This window comes from Methyloceanibacter sp., from assembly GCF_058506495.1.
The window spans coordinates 1-1,586 of sequence record NZ_JBZMXT010000190.1 but is presented as its reverse complement, the minus strand read 5'-3'; the positions used below and the strand labels follow the sequence as shown (position 1 = coordinate 1,586).

Genomic DNA, 1,586 nt, shown 5'->3' with positions numbered 1-1,586 from the left:
CCCGCATTCGACACCAAGATGTCGACGCCGCCAAAGCGCTCACAGACCGCTGCGAAGGCGTTGGCCACATCGCTTGGGTTGGTTACATCGCAGGCAATGCCGATCCCCTTGACGGCACGCGCGGCTTCCTCGGCTGCATCGCCGTCAACATCGAGGACGGCAACCGCAGCCCCGTCGCCCGCCAGCGCCTTGGCAACGGCCGAACCGATGGCGCCTGCGCCGGTGATCACGGCGACCTGGCCCGTCAGCGGTTTGACAACCTGTTTCGCGAGCTTCGCCTGCTCCAGGCTCCAATATTCGAGGGCAAACAGATCGCTCTCCGGTAAGGGCTCATACCGGCCGATTGCCTCCGCATCCGTTATGACGCGGACCGTATTTTCGGCGAGATCGCTGGCGATCGTGGCGTCTTTTGCTGATCGACCGAGACCGAATAGGCCAACGCCAGGCACCAGAATGACGCGCGGCATGGGATCGAGCTTCGTCTTCGTCCCACCGACAGCCTCGTTCTCCCGCGAAAAATATATGTCGTATTCGGCCACATATGTTTCGACAGCAGCCTGAACGGATCGAGCAAATGCAGCAAGATCTCCGTTGTCCGGGGCTGAGACCACAAGAGGCTTGTTCTTTGTCCGAATGATGTGATCGGGCGTCACAACGCCTCGCTGGCTGTACGATGCGAGGTCCGCGCCATTCACATAGTCGAGGATTGCGGGGCTTGACCGGAACTCCGCGATAAAGCGCGTCGGGTCCTGCCCGGGATGGTGTATCGCGCAGGCGCCGCGCAAGATCGGAGCGATATCCGCGGCGGACGCTGGTTCAGCCGGAACATGCGCCGTCTGGAAAACAACTGGACGGCCTTGGCGCAGACGGGCCTCGGCGAGCGAGACCATCTCTATCATGCGCTCATATGCATCCTGCGCCGTGTCGCCGAATGTGAAGATCCCGTGCTTATGAAGGATCAGCCCCTCTACGTCGGGTTTTTCATCGAAGACATCGGCGGCTGCCTTTGCGAGATCGAAACCCGGCGCAATGTAAGGGACAAAGCCCATGCGGCCGTTATAGACCTCGCGGGCCAAATCCGTGCCGTCGGGCTGATCAACCAGCGAAAGCACCGCCGCTGCATGGGCGTGGTCTACGAATTTGTGCGGCAGAAACGCATGAAGAAGCGTTTCCACGGAGGGGTTGGGCGCAGCGGCGTTCAAGAGATTGAGGCGCTGCGTGTTGACCATGGCTTCGTCGGAAAGAGCGGCGAGCGCTCTCATTTCCCGCAGAGGGCCAAGCTTCACTTCGGGAAGGCCCCACGGTTCGATTTCCGCCATATCGGCGCCGGAGCCCTTGACCGCGATCACGTCGTGCTCTTGGCCAAGGTCATCGACGGCGCGTGTCTTCACGGACGTGTTGCCCCCGCCATGCAGAACGAGCAGCGGATCCCGGCCGATCAGCCTTGTGGTGTAGACTCTAAGCGCGATGTCCTCATTGACGCCCTCGGCGCCATAGGCCTCGACTGCGCGCTTCGCATCATCGTCATTCCATCGGCTCTTCATGGCGCGGGTTGTGGCAAGTTTCCGCGACCCCGGCAAGACGCG

At 61.5% G+C, this 1,586-nt stretch carries 1 protein-coding gene; it reads right to left on the bottom strand.

The genetic code is table 11. The annotated features are described in order from the left end of the window. A partial coding sequence (locus AC33YF_RS13905; RefSeq protein WP_491777809.1) for a bifunctional aldolase/short-chain dehydrogenase occupies positions 1–1,544 on the bottom strand: 1,544 nt, incomplete at its 3' end. Between the last annotated feature and the right edge of the window lie 42 nt (positions 1,545–1,586).